Genomic DNA, 17171 nt, shown 5'->3' with positions numbered 1-17171 from the left:
GCGGTTATTTAATACCAATTTTATTAAAAACATGATCACTTTAGCGTATTAAATAACTCATCAACTACGTTAAAAATTATTTATATAGAACAACTATGTATCATAATTTTAGCCTTGTTACTGAGCTATTTTCTTGTCGCTATAATAGATCATTAATTTAATGCAATTGATATAATTTATAAGCAACCAACGCCGCGCAAAAACCAAAAAAGAAACCACTCACTAAATTAAGCAGTGCAGTAATTCCAGCAAGCGGTGTAAATAAAACCAGCAGCAATGGCAGGCTTACGCCTAAAACAAAAAACAACCCACCTTTGCCTAACCAATAAGCTAATAAGAGCATTGCTGAGAGAGCACCACCAGCAATTGCATAACCTAAGGTGATAACATTCAACTCAAGTAAAACATTGGCTATAACTGCAATTATAGCTGTAATTAACATACCCATTGGCGCTTTAGTTATCAACGATAAACCAACATGCGGCTGTTTACTCATTTATTTACACTCCCAAAAAATACCACTTTCATCAATATGGTTAGCACTTATAAAATAGCCAACTACTTGAACTAATTCATCATTATAAAAAATAAGCGGCACACTGGCGCGAAGCCACGGCGCTATTTTTGCATCTTTAAACCAATGTTTAACTGTATTACTACCAGGCTTTTTAAGTGGTTTTATACGCGCGCTATTGCAATTAAAGCGCACTATTACTTGCTCATTAGAGTATGGAGGTCTTAGTCCGCAACCGATGCTTTTAATTAATAAGCGCCCGTCTGCAAGTGCTAGCTCTGAATGATTGAGCTCAATATCTGTTAATACTTTACTTGGTGTTACAAAATACAGATCCCCTTGATGACGACGTATTTGACCATCTAGCAAATCAATACGCATTTGTGTGTCGTTTTTTGCATTTATTGCTTGATCTATAATTTGTTCAAGTTGCTTTTGCGATGGCATCACTTGTGTAAATAGTGCAAGCCATGCACGTACTATATTTGCAATGCGCGCTGGGCTGTATTCGCTTATTTTGCTAATGCACAGTGCTTGATGCTCGTTAATACACTTATTTAAATCAAGCTGTGTGTATTCATCTAGTAGTGTTTGCTGCTGCTGTAGTAACTTAATACTTCGTGCGGTACATTGTTCAAACCCATTAAAGCGATCGGCTAAAACAGGGACTATTTTTGAGCGTAAAAAATTACGATCAAAGCGTTCATCTGTGTTTGAGTCATCAGTGATATGCTTAATATTAAACTGCGCTGCAAACGCTTCTATATCGCTGCGCGTTACATTTAATAATGGTCTAAAACATGTGCGCCCACTTTGCAGCAAACGCGCTTTATGCATAGCACCAAGCCCTTTTAAACCAGAACCTCGCTTTAAGCGCAGTAAAAACGTTTCTATTTGGTCGTTTAAATGTTGGCCCAGTAGAATAATGCTCCCTTTTGAGCTTCGCTCATCAAGTGCTTTGTAACGAGCGTCGCGTGCTTGGGCTTCAAGGCTGGTGCGCGACTGCGGCTTAATAACAACTTTCGCAGCTTCAAAAGGCACCTCAAGATCAATGCATACGCTTTTACAAAAGCCTTGCCAATCATCAGCATACTGGCTCAAACCATGGTTAACATATATAGCCGAGATATTAAGTGCAGGGGTATCTGCTTTTAAAGCTCCCATTAAATACAGCAACACCACAGAATCAACCCCACCAGAGAGCGCCACAGTAAAATCAGTATTGCCTTGCTCAATATAGTTATTTAGTGATTTTTTTAATTGCTGATAAATTGCTGATGTATGCATATGGGCGCACTTTTATATAAAAACTCTGGGTATTTTAAAGCAAAAAAGCCGCATAAGCGGCTTTTTTTAACATTAAATGTGCTTAACAATAACCAAACGACATTAAACGTTTATAACGTTGATCAAGCATTTCCTCAAGCGTAAGTGCTTGTAAGTCTGCTAAGTCACGTTTAAGGCGAACTTTTAAATTACGTGCCATAGCATCGTAATTGCGGTGCGCGCCACCAAGAGGCTCATCAACTAAGTTGTTGATTAAGTCTAATTCTTTAACGCGCTCTGCGGTTACACCCATTGCTTCTGCTGCAAGCGGTGCTTTATCAGCGCTTTTCCAAAGAATAGACGCACAACCTTCAGGCGAAATTACTGAGTAAGTGCTGTACTGCAACATATTAACTCTGTCGCCTACACCAATCGCTAATGCACCACCTGAACCGCCTTCACCAATCACCGTACATATTGTCGGTACTTTAAGTGTCGCCATTACTTTTAAGTTACGCGCGATTGCTTCAGATTGCCCACGTTCTTCAGCGCCAACACCTGGGTATGCACCTGGCGTGTCGATAAAGGTCATGATTGGCATTTTAAAACGCTCAGCCATTTCCATTAAACGTAATGCTTTACGGTAACCTTCTGGCTTTGGCATACCAAAGTTGCGTTTAATTTTTTCAGCCGTATCACGGCCTTTTTGTTGGCCGATAACCATAACTGGTTCGCCATCTAAACGCGCTATACCACCTAAAATAGCAGGATCGTTAGCAAAAGTACGATCGCCAGAAAACTCATCAAATTCCGTGAAAATGCGCTCGATATAATCTCGAGTGTAAGGACGCAACGGATGACGTGCTAACTGTGATACTTGCCAAGCACCTAAATTAGAAAATATCTCCTGTTTTTGTTTGGCACTTTTTTCTTTTAATTTGCTGACTTCCTCTTCTAACTCAAGGTCTAATTCGCCAGCGCGGCTTATATTTTGTAATTCTTCAATTTTTGCTTCTAATTCTGCAATCGGAAGCTCAAAATCAAGATAATTGAGGCTCATGCTCTAAACTACCTAATTAGTTAAATTCTAGTTCTACATCTTGCGCCGCCATTAGCGATAACTTATGAATTAAGTCGTCACTTGGCGTAACACACCATTCGATACCAAGAGTTAATTGCGCCAACGCATCTGGACGTTGGTAATAAACTTTGATCGGACACGTTCCCATTTTGTATGGTTCGAGTACTTTTTGTAATTTATCGAAGAAACCAGCCTCGACTTGCACCATGTTCAGCGTCATTTTAATCGCTTTAATACGTTTTTCACGCGCTTGAGCTATGGTGTTTATTTCTCTCGCGGTCATTGTAATACCACCAGAGAAGTTATCAAAGCTGACCTGTCCAGATATTACCAAGATATTATTAACTTGCAGCATATCTTGGTACTTTTCAAACTCGTCTGAATACAAGCGTACATCAATGCGTGCACTCTTGTCATCTAAAGTTACTAAGGCCCAGCGATTTCCTTTTTTATTAATTAATACCCTAGAAGCAATCACTAAACCAGCGGCCGTTGCGAACACGTCGCGATTAGTTGGCTGTAAATCAACTATTTTTCCACTGGTGTAATGCTTAAGTTCACGGCGGTACTGATTTATCGGATGCCCTGTTAAATAAAGGCCTAGGGTTTCTTTTTCGCCATCTAACCATTCGTTATCGGTGAGGCCTGTGGCTTTAATAAAGGCTTGTTCAACTTCATCTGGTTCGGTGGCTAATAAACCAAACAAATCACTTTGCCCTAATAACTCAGCTTTGTTGTGTTGGTCGGCCGCACGCATCGCACTTTTTAAACTAGCTAATAACGTAGCACGCCCAGGTTGGGTTTTTTCTGGCCCTAAATTATCCAGTGCGCCTGAGTAAATTAATTTTTCAGTAACACGTTTATTTAAGCGTTTTAAGTCAACGCGAGCACAAAAATCAAATAAATCCTTAAATGGTCCCCCTTTTGCACGCGCTTCTAAAATAGCATCAACCGGTGCTTCACCCACCCCTTTAATAGCGCCAATGCCATAAACAATTTCGCCTTGCAGGTTTACTGTAAATTTAAATTCGCCTGCGTTTACGTCGGGTGGCAATAAGGTGAGCTTCATGTTTTCACATTCATCCACCAAAATAACTATTTTGTCGGTATTATCCATATCGGCCGACATTACCGCAGCCATAAACTCTGCCGGATGATGGGTTTTCATCCACAGCGTTTGATACGATACCAGTGCGTACGCCGCTGAGTGAGATTTATTAAAGCCGTAACCAGCGAATTTTTCTACCAAGTCGAAGATTTTTATCGCGAGCTCGCCGTCAATGCCGTTATTTCGTGCGCCATCTTCAAACGTTGAACGCTGTTTTGCCATTTCCTCGGGTTTTTTCTTACCCATTGCACGGCGAAGCATATCGGCACCACCGAGCGTGTAACCTGCTAATACTTGCGCAATTTGCATTACTTGTTCTTGATACAAGATAATACCGTACGTTGGATCAAGTATTGGTTTTAAGCTTTCGTGCTGATATTGCGCATCTGGGTATGAGATTTCTTCTCGGCCCAACTTTCGGTCGATAAAGTTATCTACCATGCCTGATTGCAGCGGACCTGGGCGGAACAAGGCCACAAGCGCAATCATATCTTCAAAGCAATCGGGCTTTAGACGGCGTACTAAGTCTTTCATACCGCGCGATTCTAGCTGGAATACAGCGGTCGTTTCGGCGCGAAGTAGTAACTCGATACTTTTTTTATCATCCAGTGGAATGGTATTTATATCAACGAGATCTTTACCTTGGCGCTCCATGCGCACATTGGTCATATCGACCGCCCACTGCAATATAGTCAGTGTACGCAAGCCCAAGAAATCGAACTTAACTAAGCCTGCGGTTTCTACGTCGTTTTTATCAAACTGCGTGACCGGAAACTTACCTTCGTCATCGCAATAAAGCGCGGCAAAGTCGGTAATAGTGGTTGGCGATATCACTACGCCACCCGCATGTTTACCGGCGTTACGTGTACACCCTTCAAGGATGCGACACATGTCGATTAAATCTTTTACTTCATTGTCGCCATCGTAGGCTTCTTGCAAGCGTGGCTCTATATCAAACGCTTTTGCAAGCGTCATCCCAGGATCGCCTGGAATCATTTTTGAAATACGATCAACGAACCCATAAGGATGCCCAAGCACTCGCCCTACATCGCGTATTACCGCTTTTGCAGCCATAGTACCAAAGGTAATAATTTGCGATACGGCGTTACGCCCATACAAAGCAGACACGTGATCAATTACTTCGTCTCGTCTATCCATACAGAAATCGACGTCGAAATCGGGCATTGATACACGTTCAGGATTCAAAAATCGCTCAAAAAGTAAATCGAACTCAAGCGGATCCAAATCGGTAATTTTAAGTGCGTATGCAACTAACGAACCCGCACCTGAACCACGACCAGGTCCAACTGGTATATTGTTATCTTTACTCCACTGGATAAACTCCATTACGATTAAGAAGTAACCTGGGAATCCCATTTGGTTAATTACGCCAAGCTCTATATCAAGTCGCTCATCGTATTCAATGCGTTTTACTTTCCGCTCTTCTTCATCGGGGAATAAAAACTGTAGACGTTCTTCAAGGCCGTCTTCTGACACTTTAACTAAAAATTCATCAATTTTAAGTGAGCCAGTTGGGTAATCAGGTAAAAAGTAAGTTCCTAATTGAACCGTTACATTACAACGTTTAGCTATTTCTACGGTGTTTTGTAGCGCTTCTGGAATATCGCTAAACAGCTCAGCCATTTGCTCTGGTGTTTTTAGGTATTGTTCTTCAGAGAATCGTTTCGGCCTGCGTTTATCATCAAGCGTATAGCCGTCAAAAATAGCAACACGAATTTCGTGCGCTTCAAAGTTTTCTGGCTTTAAAAATACCACTTCGTTGGTGGCTACAACAGGTAACTGCTCTTTGGTAGCAAGCTCTACCGCCATGTGCAAGTAGTCTTCTTCTAAAGGGCGATTGGTGCGAACAAGCTCAAGGTAGTAGTTATCGCTAAAATGCTGCTTGTAAAAACTAACAACCGATTCAATAACACTTGGATTATTTTTTAGTAACGCTTTACCTAAGTCACCGTCTTTAGCGCCTGAGAGAATAATTAAGCCCGTTTTATGTTCCACCAGCCATTCTCGGTCAATAACGGGGCGATGAAACACATGCCCACGTTGATACGCTTTAGATATTAATAAGGTAATGTTTTTATAGCCGTCGTTGTCTTTGGCTAATATAGTTAAGCGGCTTGGCTCGTCAGGAAATTCTGGGCTACGAACCCAAAAATCAGCACCCACAATAGGTTTAATACCGGCGTTATGCGTTGCGCCATAAAAGCGCACTAAACCACAAAAGTTCATTTGATCGGTAATCGCAATCGCAGGCATTTGCAGCTCTTGTGCTTTAGCGACAATCGGCTTTGTTTTAGCAAGGCCGTCAACCATCGAAAAATCTGAATGAACTCTTAAATGAACAAAATCAGGAGCAGCCATGCTTAGCCCTCACCATTGGCTTGCGCCAATACACGCTGCACAGGTTTAAAGCTTTTACGATGCTCGTCAATCGCACCGTACTGCTCAAGCGCTGCAAAATGCGCTTTAGTTGGATATCCTTTGTGCCCTGCAAAGCCATATTCAGGGTGGCGTTTATCAAGCTCAATCATTTCGTCATCGCGCGCTACTTTAGCCAAGATAGACGCCGCTGAGATTTCTGCCACTAAGCTATCGCCTTTTACAACAGCTTGCGCTGGCATGGTGAGTTTTGGTAAGCGATTACCATCTATAAATACAAATTCAGGTTGCGTACTTAGCGCCTCTACTGCGCGGGTCATTGCAAGCATAGTCGCATGCAATATATTTAACTCATCTATTTCTGTTGGGCTACAACGCCCATATGCATAACATAATGCTTTTTCTTTTATTTCAATCGCAAGCGCTTGGCGTTTTTTATCTGTTAATTTTTTAGAATCCGCTAAGCCAGCAATTGGTTTAGTGGGATCTAAAATAACGGCGGCAGTGACCACATCGCCAACAAGTGGGCCGCGCCCTACTTCGTCAACACCGGCAATTAAGGTTACATTGGGTCTATCAATTTGCATTTATTAACTCCGCCACAGCATTGGCTGCTTGTTCGCTGGCATTTAATCTAATTTTTTCGTGAATAGCTAAAAAGCGTGCTTTTAGCGCTTTGTTATCAGTGTTGAGCATAGGAGTAAGCGCGTTTGTTAAGTTAGTCACGTTACACTCACTTTGTAAAAACTCAGGCACTAGCTCTTCGTCGGCTAATAAATTAGGCAGCGAAAAGTATTTAATATTAAACGTAAATAGAGTTTTAAAAATCCAATAACTCAACGGCTTTATTTTATAGCCCACTACCATAGGTTTTTTATAAAGCATACCTTCTAGTGTTGCAGTACCCGACGCTAATAAAATAGCATCGGCGGCTTGCATAGCTAACTTTGACTGCCCATCAAGCAGGTTAACATTTAGGCTTGGTGCTGTGGCATTTAAAATAGCGATAAATTGCGCTTTGCGTTTTTCATTTACCAGTGGCACCACAATTTTAAGATTTGGGTTTTGCGCTTGCAGTTCTGCTGCCGCTTTAATGTAAGTTTCACTTAGTAAACCAACTTCAGAGCCTCGACTACCAGGCAGCAACGCCAATACTTTGTCATCAAGACTTAAACCTAATTCTTCACGGGCTTTGCTGTCGTTGTGCTCAAGTGCTATATCGTCAGCCAAGGTATGGCCCACAAATGTACACGGTACTTGATGTTTATCGTAAAATTCTTTTTCAAATGGTAATAACGCCAACACTAAGTTAGTCGCTGCACTTATGGTATGAATACGCTTTTCGCGCCATGCCCATACCGATGGACTGACGTATTGCACCGTTTTAATGCCCGCATCTTTAAGCGGCTTTTCTACTCGTAAATTAAAATCGGGAGCATCGATGCCAATATATACATCAGGTGGGTTATCAACAAAGTGCTGCACGAGTTGTTTACGGATTTTAAGTAAACGCGGCAAACGCCCTAACACTTCAACAAGCCCCATTACCGAAAGCTCTTCCATATCGAACAAGGTTTTACAGCCCTGCGCTTGCATTTTAGGCCCCGCTATTCCTTCAAAAATAGCATTAGGGAAGTGTTGCTTAAGCGCTTTTATTAAGCCTTCGCCTAAAATATCGCCCGACAGTTCACCTGCCACAATACCAATACGTAGTTGTTTTTTATCTTTATTCATTTGATTTTATTTCACAAGTAAACCAAGCGTTCATGCTTGTTAGTTTACCGTGTTTTAGTGTTTGATTAAACGCTTTAAATAACTGGTTTTTTATAAGCAAATTTAATTTATTGAATTATTTATTTTTAATGTTCATGTAGCATATGAAATATATATTAACTTTTGCTAATATACGTATTGACAAAAATTGCACAAACGTAAATAATATTACAAACTTTCAGTAATTACTGAAAGATAAAAACATAACTTTGCCAATTATTATATTGCCCTGTTAATCCGTCACTTTTAAGGAGCTAATAATGATAGATGAAACCTTTGTGGATCTATCGCGATTACAGTTTGCTGTTACCGCTCTCTTTCATTTTTTATTTGTACCTCTAACTATAGGTATGACCTGGATTTTAGTTATCATGGAATCGGTTTATGTTATGACCGGTCGCGAAATTTATCGTGATATGACTAAGTTTTGGGGAAAATTGTTTGGTATTAACTTTGCAATTGGTGTGGCCACAGGCCTTACCATGGAATTTGAGTTTGGTACTAACTGGTCTTATTACTCCCATTACGTAGGTGATGTTTTTGGTGCCCCGCTGGCTATTGAAGGCTTAATGGCATTCTTTTTAGAATCAACCTTTGTGGGGATGTTCTTTTTAGGCTGGGACAGGCTTTCTAAGCGCCAACATTTAGGGGCAACCTTTTTAATGGCGTTGGGAACAAATATGTCGGCGCTATGGATTTTAATCGCTAACGGTTGGATGCAAAATCCTGTGGGCGCTGAGTTTAACTATCAAACTATGCGTATGGAAATGACCAGTTTTGCAGAGCTTGTGTTTAATCCTGTAGCGCAAGTTAAGTTTATTCATACCGTATCAGCAGGTTACGTAGCTGCCTCGATGTTTGTACTGGGCATAAGTAGTTGGTACATATTAAAAGGTCGCGATTTGGCCTTTGCTAAACGCTCATTTTCGGTCGCTTCTGGTTTTGGTTTAGCGTCTATTTTATGTGTAATTTTACTAGGTGATGAATCAGGGTACGAAGTTGGCGAAGTTCAAAAAGTTAAACTTGCCACAATTGAAGCAGAATGGCACACAGAAGAAGCCCCCGCTGCGTTTACCGCATTTGGTTTTCCTGATTCAGAAGAGCAAGTAACACATGCGGCGGTTAAAATACCTTACGCACTTGGGTTAATTGCTACGCGCTCACTCGATGAGCAAGTAACGGGTATTAACGACCTAGAAAAACAACATGAAGTACGTATTCGCAACGGCATGATTGCTTATGAATACCTTACAAAACTCAGAAACGGTGAAGATACGCCAGAAAATGTTGCTAAGTTTAATACCCTAAAAGATGATTTAGGTTATGGCTTGCTACTTAAGCGCTACACACCTGATGTTGTAGACGCCACAGAAGAGCACATTCAAAAAGCCGTTAAGGACTCCTTTCCAAAAGTGGGCCCTATGTTTTGGTCATTTAGGATTATGGTTGCCTGTGGCGTGGCCATGCTTGGTGTATTTATATTGGCATTTTACTACAACGCACATCGCGTTATTGAGCAAAAACGCTGGTTGTTATGGGCTGCCGTATTAAGCATTCCACTACCTTGGATAGCGATTGAATTTGGCTGGATAGTTGCTGAATATGGCCGTCAACCTTGGGCTATATCTGAAATACTGCCGACCTTTTTAGCCACGTCGTCACTAACAGTAAACGATATTTTAATTAGTTTAACTGGGTTTATTGTTTTCTATACTGGTCTAGCCATTGTGGAAGGCTGGCTGATGATCCGGTTTGTTAAGCAAGGACCAAGCTCGCTACATACTGGTAAATATCATTTTGAATTACCAAATAAAGCTGAGAAAACTGAAGGAGAGCAATCATGATTTTTGATTATGAAACGTTAAAAATGCTTTGGTGGTTGATCATTGGTGTGCTACTTATTGGTTTTGCTATTACCGATGGCATGGATATGGGCGTTGCTATGTTGCTTCGCCTCGTTGGTAAAACAGATTCAGAGCGCCGCACAGTAATAAACACTATTGGCCCGCATTGGGATGGTAACCAAGTATGGTTTATAACTGCGGGCGGGGCGTTATTTGCAGCGTGGCCTATGGTTTATGCTGCCGCATTTTCGGGCTTTTACTTTGCCATGATGCTGGTACTTTTTGCCTTATTTTTTAGACCACTTGGATTTGATTACCGCAGTAAAGTAGACTCAAAACGCTGGCGCAATAACTGGGATTGGGGCTTGCTTGCAGGCAGCGCGATTCCAGCTCTCGTTTTTGGCGTTGCATTTGGTAATTTATTTTTAGGCATACCATTTAATATTGATAACTTAATGCGTGTTAGCTACCAAGGTTCATTTTTTGGTTTACTTAACCCATTTGGATTACTTGCAGGTTTAGTGAGTATTACCATGTTAGTTGCGCATGCGGGAATGTGGTTACAACTTCGTACAGCAAGTGCAGTCGCAGAGCGTTCGGGTCAGTATGGTCGTTATTCGCTGATTGTATTTATTGTATTATTTGCTGCAGCTGGTTTTTGGGTTGCTAATTTAACCGGTTACCAAATTGTATCGATGCCTGATACACAAAGTCATGCAGATCCTTTAGCTAAAGTAGTCACAACAGCGCAAGGTGCGTGGTTAAGTAATTATAGTACCCGTCCGTGGACAATGACCTTCCCTATTTTAGCGTTTGCAATGGCATTAAGTGCACTTGTGTTTTCTAAATTGAACAAACCTGCACTTGGGCTTATTTCAACAAGCTTAATGTTAATTGGCGTAATTATGACGGCGGGTGTATCACTGTTCCCATTTATTATGCCATCAAGCAATAATCCAAATATTAGCTTAACAATTTGGGATGCGGTATCGAGCCATAAAACGCTCAATGTAATGTTTGTTGCAGTGTGTATTTTTGTACCACTTATTTTGACCTATACCACTTGGTGTTACGTAAAAATGTGGCGCAGAGTAACGGTTGAAGAAATTGAAAATAACACTCACGGTAGCTATTAAGGAGACTAAACTATGTGGTATTTCGCTTGGATTTTAGGTGTGCTTTTAGCCTGTACCTTAGGTGTTATAAATGTAATGTGGTACGAGTTTCAGCAAAATAAAAACAGCATTGCTGATGATGAACAAGACATGCATGATTTATTAAATGATGTTAACAACACAAAAGATGACGACTAACCCCCAACCAGATCGCGCGCAGCAGCAATCACTGCGCGCTTTTTTAAAGCGTCAAAGTAAACCCGCTGCTGTGTGGTTAAAGTTAAGCATTGCATTGGGTACTTTTAACGCATTACTAATGATTGCAGGTGCTTATTTACTTGCGCAAACTATTCACAACGTTATGTTTGAAGGTAATAACTTAGCCCAAGTTACTTATTTACTATGGCCCTTAGCAGGTATTATTTTATTACGCGCAGTGTTTTTGGCGCTAAGTGAACGTTTGAGTGCATTTGCTGCACTTAAAATAAAATCGGCTATGCGCCAAACACTTCTAAATAAGCTCAGTTTACTTGGGCCAAGCTATATAGAACAACACGGCCAAGGTGCTACATTAAATACCCTACATAATGGCGTAGAAGCACTCCACGACTATTATGCTAAATACTTACCCGGTGTTGCTTACAGTGCGCTTATTCCGCTGGCAATATTGGTTGTTATTTTTCCGACAGATTATAAAGCTGGGCTGATATTTTTTTTAACCGCCCCGCTCATTCCTTTTTTCATGATTTTAGTAGGCTCTAAAGCCGAAGCTTTAAACCAAAAACGCTGGAAGCAACTTGCTGTACTCGGCAATTACTTTTTTGACCGCGTACAAGGTTTAACTCAACTCAAGCTATTTAATGCAACACGTACCGAGCTTAAGCAAATAGCTAAAATTTCAGATGATTTTAGACACGCGACACTCGATGTTTTAAAAATCGCGTTTTTATCATCGTTTGCACTTGAGTTTTTAGCCACCATTAGCGTGGCACTGGTTGCTGTAATTATTGGTTTTAGATTATTTTTTGGCACTCTTGATTTTGCTACTGGCTTTGTGGTGCTACTTTTAGCGCCTGAATTTTATTTACCACTGCGCCAGCTAGGTAGTCATTATCATGCACGCTTACAAGGTATTAGTGCGGCGGCCGACATGGTTGCGATTTTAAATGCCCCACTACCAAGTGACGAAAATACATCAGTAACTACAACCAAGCCTGAAAACAATTTAACTTTAAATACAATTAACTCAATAAGTATTACCGACCTTAATTTTATATACCCAGATAGTAACGAAGGGATTAAAAATATAAATTTAACATTGCCAAATAAAGGCTTAATTGCAGTTGTGGGCAGTAGTGGATCAGGTAAAAGTACGTTGTTTGATTGCCTATTAGGGTTTCACCCTGAGGTGATTAACCATCTATCTATTAATGGGCAGAGTTTAAGTACAACCGATATTACTTACCTGCAAAATAACATTGCATGGATACCACAAAAAGCGACGCTGTTTTACGACACCATTGCTGCCAACATTAAATTGGCCAAACCAACTGCCACACAGCAAGAGCTTGAACATGCAGCAAAGCAAGCTGGTGTGCTTGAATTTATAAATACCCTACCAGATGGTTTTAACACACTGATAGGTGAGCAAGGCGAAGGGCTTTCTGGCGGACAAAAGCAACGTATCGCACTGGCTCGCGCATTTATAAAACGAGCACCAGTCTTAGTGCTTGATGAGCCTACAGCGCACCTTGATAGCCAAACAGAGCTACTCATTCAAAATGCTATTAATGAATACGCTAAAAACAACTTAGTGCTAGTTATTGCTCATCGATTAAATACCGTAAAACATGCCAGCAATATCATTGTTATGCACGATGGAAAAATAGCAGAGCAAGGGCATTTTGAAACACTTGCAGCGCAAAATGGTGCTTTTGCTGATTTATTAAAAACGGCTAAACAAGGGGTGGCGCATGACTAATTTTATTCGCTTATTAAAGCTTTGTGCTCCTCATTACAAAGCTATGCTATTAGGTACATTTTTAGCGACGATTACGGTATTAGCTAATGTGGGCTTGTTGGCTATATCAGGCTGGTTTTTAGCATCAATGGCGGCTGCTGGTATTGCGGGCGTACAAATGAATTACTTTACCCCTGCCGGCACGATTCGGTTTTTAGCTATTGTGCGAACTGCATCGCGCTATGGCGAACGTTTGGTTACTCATAACGCCACGTTTTTATTACTAAGTGAAATACGTACTAATGTATTTGCAACGTTAAGTAAGCTTAACAATGTTGATTTAGCAATGAGCCGCAGCGCTGATTTAGTTAACCGATTACAAAATGATGTAGACGCACTCGACAAGTTTTATTTAAACGTTTTACTGCCTATGCTGGTCGCTCTTTTAAGTGTGCCAATTATCATGCTGTTTATGTCGGCCTATAATGGCAACGTCGCCCTTATTTGCTTTACTGGTATTGTGCTTATTGGTGTGGTTATACCTGCCCTGCTCAGCGCAAAGCTCACTAAAAACAGCCATAAAGAAACACAACTTAGTGCACAACTTCGCTCTGAGCTTTCAGATACACTCACAGGACTTAGAGAACTAAGTATTTATCAAGCCCGTTCACAGCAGCTTAATAAGTGCGACGAATTAAGCGAGCAGTACAATCAGCAATTATTTATTCGCCACAAAGTACTGGCAAACTCAGATGGGTTGAGCTTGTTGGTTGTTCAATTAGCCATGCTTGCTAGCATAGTAACCATAGTGCCGCTGGTTTACGCCAACAGTATGGTAAATGTAGAGCTTGCTATGTTAAGTTTGTTTGTACTGGCAAGCTTTGAAAGCGTATTGCTACTACCTAACGCGTTTATAGAGCTTCCAAGTGTTTTAAAAGCAGCAGAGCGATTGTTTACACTTGAAGATAAAGCCGCTAACTCGCAAATTGAAAGTACAATTATAGAGGTAGATGAAAGCTTTAATGCGCAAAATCACACATTGCTACTTAACAATATTAGCTACCGATATGGTGAACAAACAGCGCTAACTAATATCAGTTTTGAACTAAAGCCCCAGCAAAAAATAGCAATTGTAGGTAGAAGCGGCAGCGGTAAAACGACGCTTGTAAATTTACTTACTGGTTTATGGCCTTTGCAACAAGGCAGCATAACGCTAAACAATCAAAATAGCGTTGTTGACTTACATTCGTTAAATAATGATATACGCGCAAATGTTATAAATATACTCGCCCAGCAGCACCATATTTTTGATGGCACATTAAGTGAAAACTTACGTTATGCCGCGCCAAATGCAACCAAAGAGCAAATGATTGAAGCGCTCGCATTAGCTCAGTTGAGCCCATGGTTTAATGAGCTAAAAGAAGGTTTAAAAACACGATTAGGCACTGGCGGGCGTAACGTGTCGCAAGGTCAATCTAGGCGTATAGCCATTGCCCAAGCATTACTTAAAAACCCTGCTATTTTAGTTCTTGATGAACCAACAGAAGGTCTTGATAATCAATCTAAGCAAGGGGTAATGCAAGCAATAATGCATGTTATGAATAACGCGAGCGTGCTGACGATTACGCACGATCCTGCCCTTCTTGCTCAAATGGATAATGTTGTATGGTTAGAAGGCGGTAAAGTAGTCGCGCAAGGCTCTCATAAAGAGCTCTGTAGCACTTATCCCGACTATGTTGCGCTAACTACCCGGTTTTAAACGCTGGACAATAAAAAACCACCTTCGATTTATCATCTAGGGTGGTTTTTTAATGCTTAAAGCAAACTCGCTAATTATCTTACAATGCCGCGCTCTGAGCTTTTTACAAAATCGATCATCAACTGCACTGCTGGATACTTTGCGGCATCTTCCGTGAGAGACTCAATCGCTTCGTCTGCACCTAAGCTCTTACGATAAAATGCCTTGTATGCACGGCGTACAGCCATAATTTCATCACTTTCGAAACCACGACGTTTCATGCCTTCTTTATTGATAGCGGCAGGGCCTGCTGGCATACCAATGGTAGTAACAAAAGGTGGTACATCTTTGTTAACACCTGAATACATACCAATAAAGGCATGTGCACCAATTTTACAAAACTGATGAACTCCCGAATTACCACCTAAGATAACCCAGTCGCCTACGTGTACATGACCGGCCACACTTGCGTTGTTAGCAAAAATTACGTTATCGCCAATTACTGCGTCATGTGCAACGTGTGTATAAGCCATAAATAAGTTATTACTACCAATTTTAGTAACGCCTTGATCTTGAATTGTTCCACGGTGAATTGTGGCACATTCACGGATAACGTTGTTATCACCCATGATCAATGTGGTTGGCTCGTTGTTGTATTTTTTGTCTTGGCAGGCTTCGCCTACAGACGCAAATTGAAAAATATGATTGCCAGAGCCAATCGTCGATGGCCCTTTCACAACAACGTGAGACTCAATAATACAGTTATCACCGATAACAACATCATTGCCAATATAACTATATGGGCCAACTGAGACATTGTTGCCTAGTTTCGCGCCAGGTTCGATTATTGCTGTAGAATGGATCACAATTAAAACTCTCTTCTAGCACACATAATTTCGGCACTACATACTAATTTGCCATCGACTTTTGCTTGAGCGGCGAATTTCCAAATATTGCGGCGCTCTTTTAAAAACTCAACATGAAGGTGCATAGTGTCGCCTGGGATCACCGGCTGCTTAAAACGGGCATTGTCTACAGCAGCAAATAAGTAAAGCTCATTTTCGCTACGGTTTTCAACTGTTTTAAAACCAAGTAAACCTGTTGCTTGTGCCATTGCTTCTAAAATTAACACACCTGGAAAAATAGGCTGGTTTGGAAAGTGCCCAGTAAAAATAGGTTCGTTTATAGAAACATTTTTAATAGCATGCAAAGATTTACCTGGTGTAAAATCAATAACACGGTCAATTAGTAGCATCGGGTAACGGTGCGGTAATAAAGCTAAAATTTCTTGAATATCAAGGCTATTTAATTCGTTTGCCAAAATAGCATCCTTATTAGTGTTCAACGTTTATGACTTAGTCAGTGCTTCGAGCGCTTTAAGACGTGACTTCATGTCTGAAAGATTTCGCAAATGAGCAATAGACTTTCGCCATTCTTTGTTAGTTGTATGGGGCATACCAGATGAGTAAATACCTGGTTCGGTGATTGATTTTGTCACCATACTCATGCCGGTAATTATAACACCATCACATACAGACATGTGACCATTAATTGCAACCATGCCACCAATCTGGCAATTTTTACCAATGGTTACACTTCCTGCAAGTACGGTGCAGCCAGCGATTGCTGTGCCTGAATTAACTTCAACGTTGTGTGCTATTTGACATTGGTTATCGATAATAACATTGCTATGAATTATGGTGTCATCGAGTGCCCCCCGGTCAATCGTGGTACTTGCACCAATTTCAACCTTGTTGCCTATAATAACCGATCCAAGCTGAGGTATCTTTATCCACTGCCCTCGCTCGTTTGCATAACCAAATCCGTCACTACCCACAACACTATTTGCTTGAAACAAACAATCCGAACCAATTTCAACGTCATGATAAATAGTCACACTAGGCCAAAGCTTAGTACCTGAACCTATTTTAACACGTTCGCCTATAAAACTATTCGGACCAATCTGTGCGTTATCGCCAATAACGGCATCAGCTTCAACTACGGCATTAGCACCAATAGCAGCACTTGGACTTATTACAGCCGTTGGGTGAATAACAGCACTAGCATGAATACCCGTAGATGCCGAACGTGGCGTTGTATCAATTAGTTGCGCTAGTTTTGCATAGCTAACATAAGGGTTCGCGACAATGATTTTATTGCCATTAAAATATGGCGCATCGGCTTCACTTACAATCACAGCACTGGCTTGGGTTGTTTGCAGTTGTGGGCGGTACTTTGAGTTCGCTAAAAATGCAATATGCCCAGTACGGGCATTTGCAAGTGTCGCTATTTTTTTTATTTCTAAAGCGCCATCACCCTGAAGTTCGGCGCTTAGAAGTTTCGCGATTTGCGAAAGCGTATAATTTTGCATAGAG

General features: G+C 41.0%; 14 protein-coding genes. 5 read left to right on the top strand and 9 right to left on the bottom strand.

The genetic code is table 11. The features are described 5' to 3' along the window. Positions 1 to 157: 157 nt before the first annotated feature. The 6 genes from CWB66_RS03355 to lpxB all read right to left on the bottom strand — a co-directional run bounded on the left by CWB66_RS03355 (position 158) and on the right by lpxB (position 8100). A complete protein-coding gene (locus tag CWB66_RS03355) occupies positions 158 to 496 on the bottom strand; it encodes a hypothetical protein (protein ID WP_138584333.1) in 339 nt (112 codons plus the stop codon). After that, complete coding sequence (gene tilS, locus CWB66_RS03350; protein WP_138584332.1) at positions 497 to 1801, bottom strand: tRNA lysidine(34) synthetase TilS; 1305 nt, start codon at positions 1799 to 1801, stop codon at positions 497 to 499. It abuts the gene before it with no gap. 82 nt (positions 1802 to 1883) lie between these two features. Then, positions 1884 to 2840: an acetyl-CoA carboxylase carboxyl transferase subunit alpha gene (gene accA / locus CWB66_RS03345; RefSeq protein ID WP_077537435.1), complete on the bottom strand. Its 957-nt coding sequence runs from the start codon at positions 2838 to 2840 to the stop codon at positions 1884 to 1886. A gap of 16 nt (positions 2841 to 2856) precedes the next feature. Then, positions 2857 to 6348 carry a DNA polymerase III subunit alpha gene (gene dnaE / locus CWB66_RS03340; RefSeq protein WP_138584331.1) on the bottom strand — a complete coding sequence of 1164 codons (3492 nt, stop codon included), beginning with the start codon at positions 6346 to 6348 and terminating at the stop codon, positions 2857 to 2859. Positions 6349 to 6350: 2 nt separating this feature from the next. Continuing rightward, entirely contained in the window at positions 6351 to 6953 is a 603-nt protein-coding gene (rnhB, locus tag CWB66_RS03335; RefSeq protein ID WP_096792712.1) for a ribonuclease HII, read from the bottom strand. After that, positions 6943 to 8100, bottom strand: coding sequence for a lipid-A-disaccharide synthase (gene lpxB, locus CWB66_RS03330; RefSeq protein WP_138584330.1), 1158 nt, complete (start codon positions 8098 to 8100; stop codon positions 6943 to 6945). The genes rnhB and lpxB overlap by 11 nt, the downstream gene beginning before the upstream one ends. A 299-nt stretch (positions 8101 to 8399) precedes the next feature. On the opposite strand from lpxB, the gene CWB66_RS03325 reads away from it, so the two are divergent. From CWB66_RS03325 to cydC, 5 genes are read left to right on the top strand one after another with little or no spacing between them, the layout of a single operon-like run. Then, the gene (locus tag CWB66_RS03325) at positions 8400 to 9983 is read left to right on the top strand and encodes a cytochrome ubiquinol oxidase subunit I (protein ID WP_138584329.1); all 1584 of its coding nucleotides are present in this window, start codon (positions 8400 to 8402) and stop codon (positions 9981 to 9983) included. Next, positions 9980 to 11119, top strand: a complete 1140-nt coding sequence (gene cydB / locus CWB66_RS03320; RefSeq protein ID WP_138584328.1) for a cytochrome d ubiquinol oxidase subunit II — start codon at positions 9980 to 9982, stop codon at positions 11117 to 11119. Before CWB66_RS03325 ends, cydB begins: the two co-directional genes overlap by 4 nt. Positions 11120 to 11131: 12 nt before the next feature. Further along, positions 11132 to 11296 (top strand): cytochrome bd-I oxidase subunit CydX, encoded by a 165-nt coding sequence (cydX, locus tag CWB66_RS03315; protein ID WP_138584327.1) that lies wholly within the window; start codon positions 11132 to 11134, stop codon positions 11294 to 11296. Continuing rightward, positions 11286 to 13079 (top strand): thiol reductant ABC exporter subunit CydD, encoded by a 1794-nt coding sequence (gene cydD / locus CWB66_RS03310; RefSeq protein WP_138584334.1) that lies wholly within the window; start codon positions 11286 to 11288, stop codon positions 13077 to 13079. Before cydX ends, cydD begins: the two co-directional genes overlap by 11 nt. Continuing rightward, a complete protein-coding gene (cydC, locus tag CWB66_RS03305) occupies positions 13072 to 14817 on the top strand; it encodes a thiol reductant ABC exporter subunit CydC (protein ID WP_138584326.1) in 1746 nt (581 codons plus the stop codon). The genes cydD and cydC overlap by 8 nt, the downstream gene beginning before the upstream one ends. A 74-nt stretch (positions 14818 to 14891) precedes the next feature. Here the strand turns inward: cydC and lpxA are convergent, their stop codons facing one another. From lpxA to lpxD, 3 genes are read right to left on the bottom strand one after another with little or no spacing between them, the layout of a single operon-like run. Then, a complete protein-coding gene (gene lpxA, locus CWB66_RS03300) occupies positions 14892 to 15662 on the bottom strand; it encodes an acyl-ACP--UDP-N-acetylglucosamine O-acyltransferase (protein WP_077537427.1) in 771 nt (256 codons plus the stop codon). A gap of 2 nt (positions 15663 to 15664) precedes the next feature. Further along, a complete protein-coding gene (gene fabZ / locus CWB66_RS03295) occupies positions 15665 to 16117 on the bottom strand; it encodes a 3-hydroxyacyl-ACP dehydratase FabZ (RefSeq protein WP_077537426.1) in 453 nt (150 codons plus the stop codon). A 27-nt stretch (positions 16118 to 16144) separates the two neighbouring features. Further along, positions 16145 to 17167 carry a UDP-3-O-(3-hydroxymyristoyl)glucosamine N-acyltransferase gene (lpxD, locus tag CWB66_RS03290; protein WP_138584325.1) on the bottom strand — a complete coding sequence of 341 codons (1023 nt, stop codon included), beginning with the start codon at positions 17165 to 17167 and terminating at the stop codon, positions 16145 to 16147. Positions 17168 to 17171: the final 4 nt, after the last annotated feature.

Origin of the sequence: Pseudoalteromonas sp. S558 (assembly GCF_005886635.1) — a bacterium.
GTDB lineage: Bacteria > Pseudomonadota > Gammaproteobacteria > Enterobacterales > Alteromonadaceae > Pseudoalteromonas > Pseudoalteromonas aliena.
Note: the sequence above shows the minus strand (reverse complement) of the source record. Positions and strands in the feature narration are given on the sequence as shown.